We start from the raw sequence: 4639 nt of genomic DNA, 5'->3' as shown, positions 1-4639 counted from the left end.
ATCTTTGCAACAGTGCCCATTACGGGCATTGCTACTGGTCCTAGGCTGGTTTTTATCGTACCCGAGATGGTAAGTTATTTCGGCATTGAGGGCGGCTTCCACACTAACTTTTTTTCAGCAGCCGATCGAACTGATTGAGATCCTCTAGGGTTTTGAGATTTTTGGTCAGTTCATTAGTCAGAGCCTGTAACTGTTTTACGTCCATAATTTGACCTGTTTTTTATGTTGAATTGAACATATCAAAATCAGGCAATTACACAATCTCGTGTACAGGCTCGACCACTACAGTACCCCACAGGCATAAAAAAAGCCCCCTGCAGCTGCCTACGGGGGGCTTTTTACGTTAACGGTAGCGTTACTTCTTAATGCGGATAACCGGAGTTTCACCCACCACAACGCTGCCCGTCAGCTTAACCAGCTCTTTGATCTCATCCATATTGGAGATCACCACTGGTGTCAGCGTCGATTTTGCTTTCTCTTCCAGCAGAGCCAGATCGAACTCAATCACGACGCCGCCTTTTTTCACTTTCTGGCCTTCTTCAGCGATGCGTTTGAAGCCTTCGCCTTTCAGCTCAACCGTGTCGATACCGAAGTGGACAAACAGCTCAATGCCATTGTCAGACTTGATGGAAAAAGCATGATTGGTTTCGAAAATCTTACCGATGGTGCCATCAACCGGCGCAACCATTTTATTGCCAGTAGGTTTGATAGCGATACCGTCGCCAACAATTTTCTCCGCAAACACGACGTCCGGTACATCTTCGATATTAACGATTTCGCCAGACAGCGGTGCTACGATCTCAATGGCACCAGATGCGGAATCTGACTTATCGCCAAAAAGTTTTGAAAACAAACCCATGTTCTTCTCCTAAGCAGTAATATTGGACCAGCGTCTCAGGCTTCAGCAAAGTGTTTTTTCTTCAATGAACTTGTTGACCAAGTTCATCAATTCATCCGCTGTCGGTTGAGCCAGAGCCTGCTCTGCCAATGCTTTCGCATCTTCAAAATTCGTATTACGAATAATTTTCTTGATGCGTGGGATAGAAATGGCACTCATGCTGAATTCGTCCAGCCCCATTCCCAATAGCAGTAGTATAGCACGTTCGTCGCCTGCCAGCTCACCGCACATACCAGTCCACTTGCCTTCGGCATGAGAAGCATCAATAACCTGCTTAATCAGCGTCAGAACGGAAGGAGACATTGGGTTGTAGAGATGGGAAATTAGGTCGTTACCACGATCCACAGCCAGAGTATACTGAGTCAGGTCGTTTGTCCCAATACTAAAGAAATCAACTTCTTTTGCCAGATGGTGAGCGATAACGGCCGAGGCAGGTGTTTCCACCATAATGCCGACTTCAATGCTCTCGTCGAAGGATTTGCTTTCAGCACGCAGCTGAGCTTTCAGCGTTTCCAGTTCGGCTTTCAGGAAGCGTACTTCTTCAACGGAAATTACCATCGGGAACATGATGCGAAGCTTGCCAAATGAGGAGGCACATAAAATCGCGCGCAACTGGGCATCCAGAATTTCTTTGCGGTCCATACAGATGCGGATTGCGCGCCAGCCGAGGAACGGGTTGTCTTCTTTTGGCAGGTTCATGTATGGCAGATCTTTGTCACCGCCGATATCCATAGTACGCACGATCACCGCCTGAGAACCCACAGCTTCCGCGACGGCTTTATACGTCTGGAACTGTTCTTCTTCGGTTGGCAGTGAATCACGGTCCATAAACAGGAACTCGGTACGGTACAGGCCTACGCCTTCAGCACCGTTGCGCTCTGCACCTGCCACATCGCGTACGGTACCGATGTTGGCGCACACTTCAACCTGGTGACCGTCAAGCGTCACAGCAGGCAGATCTTTCAGCTTCGCCAGCTTGTTTTTCTCGCTGAGATACTGGTGGGCAACCGCTTTCAGCTCATCGATTTTCTCAGGTGTTGGATTCACGTACACTTGGTTGTTGACGCCATCGAGAATCAGGAAATCGTCGTTTTTAACCTGGCTGGTCACATCTCCGGTACCTACGATAGCGGGCAGTTCAAGTGAACGGGCCATGATCGAGGTGTGTGAGGTGCGGCCACCGATATCGGTGATAAAGCCAAGCACTTTATTCAGGTTCAGCTGCGCAGTTTCTGACGGCGTCAGATCTTTAGTGATCAGCAGAATTTCTTCGTTGATAGCGCTGAGGTCAACGATATGCAGACCCAAGATATTTTGCAGCAGGCGCTTACCGATATCACGGACGTCGGCAGCACGTTCTTTCAGATATTCGTCATCGAGCTCTTCCAGCGCTTTCGCCTGGCCTTCGATCACGGAAAAGGCAGCGGCATCCGCAGTGGCATGCTCGTCTCTAATCAGGGCAATGATTTCCTGCTCAAGCTCTTCATCTTCCAGCAGCATGATATGCCCCTCGAAGATCGCTTCTTTTTCTTCACCGAAGGTTTCCCCGGCTTTGATTTTGACCGCTTCCAGCTGCACGACAGCCTTTTTACGACCATCAAGAAAACGCTGAACTTCCTGATCAACTTGGTCGGCAGTAATCTTCTTCCGGTTGATGATAATCTCATCTTCTTTCAGCAGAAGCGCCTTGCCAAAAGCGATACCCGGTGATGCTAAAATGCCTGAAATCATAACCCTACCTTTTCTTTCTCTGATAATCATCTGAAGCAAAGTAGCCCAGATGACTGCATCGGTTGATCCACTTAGCGAGTCGGAACAGAATGCAATGTATGTTGACTACTTTCGACTACTTTACGAAAGCAACATCGCGGACGTACTGTCCGCGATCAATCGATCAATATTGCAATAATCTGTCCTGAAACACTGCGCTGGACAGCTAGAAAGTGTGCTGATTACTCGAGTTCAGCCATCAGTTTAACCAGATGCTCAACGGCTTTCTGCTCATCTTCGCCTTCTGCTGACAGGGTGACAACGGTGCCCTGAGTCAGGCCCAGCGTCTGCAGCTTGAACAAGCTTTTAGCGCTGGCAGATTTGCCGTTAGAAGTAACGATGATTTCGGAAAAGAAGGCTTTCGCTTCTTTAACGAACTGAGCTGCTGGACGAGTGTGTAGGCCGTTTGGTGCGGTAATGGTGACTTCTTGCTGGAACATTATGTTTCCCCAACTTCATGGTTTGGTGTTGTTGATCCAAAGCGCAGCCTAGAGGCATGACTTTAGCCTGTATTGAGTCGCGCTGGCATGGTATGAAGACTGGCCCCAAAATGCGCTGGTAAGGTGGAGTTAAGATTGAGTAAAAATCCAGAATTTCCGCCTCGCTTTCCCAACTACCATTATGCCGCTATTTACCTTTCAGCGCCAAACCAGTAAATCGATTCAGCTTGATCCAGTTCACGCCGCGATTAATTCTACGGATCGAAATAATTGGCAGTCTAAATACCAGACACACGAGGGTAAAATCAATCTGCAGGGTGATAAAAGTTTGACGCAGTCCACAAAAAAGCACCCATTTGGGTGCTTTTTCAGACAATTTCATCCAGCCGCCATTACTGCTGCAATTCTTTCTCAGTAAACAGATCTGCAAACAGGGCCGTTGACAGATAACGCTCGCCGGAAGAGGGCAGGATTACCACGATATTTTTGTTGGCAAACGCTTCGCCTTCCTGCAGTTTCAGCGCGGCGGCAACGGCTGCCCCGGAAGAGATGCCGGCAAGAATACCTTCCTCTTCCATCAGACGACGTGCGGCGGAGATCGCCTCTTCATTGGTGATGGCGACCACGCGGTCAACTAGGTTAAGATCGAGGTTGCTAGGAATAAAGCCAGCGCCGATGCCCTGAATTTTATGCGGGCCGGGTTTGATCTCTTCGCCAGCCATCGCTTGAGCAATGACCGGGGAGTCAGTTGGTTCTACCGCCACGGTGATCAGGTCTTTTTTGCCTTTGGTGTTTTTAATGTAGCGGCTCACCCCGGTCAGGGTGCCACCGGTACCGACACCGGCAATAAAGACATCCACTTCGCCATCAGTGTTTTCCCAAATTTCCGGGCCAGTGGTTTTCTCGTGGATCTCCGGGTTTGCTGGGTTGCTGAACTGCTGCAGCAGCACGAATTTATCCGGGTTACTGGCGACAATCTCTTCTGCCTTGCTGATTGCCCCTTTCATACCTTTCGCACCTTCGGTCAACACCAAGTTAGCACCGAGAGCTTTCAACAGTTTACGGCGCTCAACGCTCATGGTTTCCGGCATGGTCAGCGTCAGCTTGTAGCCGCGCGCTGCTGCAACATAGGCCAGCGCAATACCGGTGTTGCCGCTGGTCGGTTCCACCAGTTCGATGCCCGGTTTCAGAATTCCGCGTTTTTCCGCGTCCCAAATCATATTGGCACCGATACGGCATTTGATACTAAAGCTAGGGTTACGCGATTCAACTTTAGCCAGAACGCGTCCATTACCGATGCGGTTCAGTCGAACTAGCGGCGTATGACCGATTGTTAAAGAGTTATCTTCATAGATCTTGCTCATAGCCTGTCCTTAACTGTCTGAAATTTTAGGATTGACTTAGAGTATACCTTGTTCAATTTCACAAGGAAGTGAAGAAATCGTATATAGATATGTTCGCTGGAAATAAGCCCTACTGAAATGGCATAAGAGGCACTTTTGAGGGCATTGTTGCAAAGTTATTGATGAGT

The 4639-nt window shown here is 48.8% G+C and carries 5 protein-coding genes and 1 pseudogene; all 6 read right to left on the bottom strand.

The genetic code is table 11. From position 1 onward, the window contains the following. A pseudogene (locus BBW68_RS07965) lies at positions 1–205 on the bottom strand (hypothetical protein); the annotation flags it as partial. A 150-nt stretch (positions 206–355) separates the two neighbouring features. After that, a complete protein-coding gene (gene crr / locus BBW68_RS07960) occupies positions 356–859 on the bottom strand; it encodes a PTS glucose transporter subunit IIA (RefSeq protein ID WP_070134755.1) in 504 nt (167 codons plus the stop codon). A gap of 42 nt (positions 860–901) precedes the next feature. Next, a complete protein-coding gene (gene ptsI, locus BBW68_RS07955; RefSeq protein ID WP_070134753.1) occupies positions 902–2629 on the bottom strand; it encodes a phosphoenolpyruvate-protein phosphotransferase PtsI in 1728 nt (575 codons plus the stop codon). Between the two features lie 221 nt (positions 2630–2850). Next, positions 2851–3108, bottom strand: coding sequence for a phosphocarrier protein Hpr (gene ptsH / locus BBW68_RS07950; RefSeq protein WP_070134751.1), 258 nt, complete (start codon positions 3106–3108; stop codon positions 2851–2853). Between the two features lie 187 nt (positions 3109–3295). Beyond that, the gene (locus tag BBW68_RS07945) at positions 3296–3490 is read right to left on the bottom strand and encodes a hypothetical protein (RefSeq protein ID WP_245675233.1); all 195 of its coding nucleotides are present in this window, start codon (positions 3488–3490) and stop codon (positions 3296–3298) included. Between the two features lie 10 nt (positions 3491–3500). Further along, the gene (gene cysK, locus BBW68_RS07940; protein ID WP_070134749.1) at positions 3501–4472 is read right to left on the bottom strand and encodes a cysteine synthase A; all 972 of its coding nucleotides are present in this window, start codon (positions 4470–4472) and stop codon (positions 3501–3503) included. Positions 4473–4639 lie beyond the last annotated feature (167 nt).

The organism is Candidatus Erwinia dacicola (assembly GCF_001756855.1).
GTDB lineage: Bacteria > Pseudomonadota > Gammaproteobacteria > Enterobacterales > Enterobacteriaceae > Erwinia > Erwinia dacicola.
Note: the sequence above shows the minus strand (reverse complement) of the source record. Positions and strands in the feature narration are given on the sequence as shown.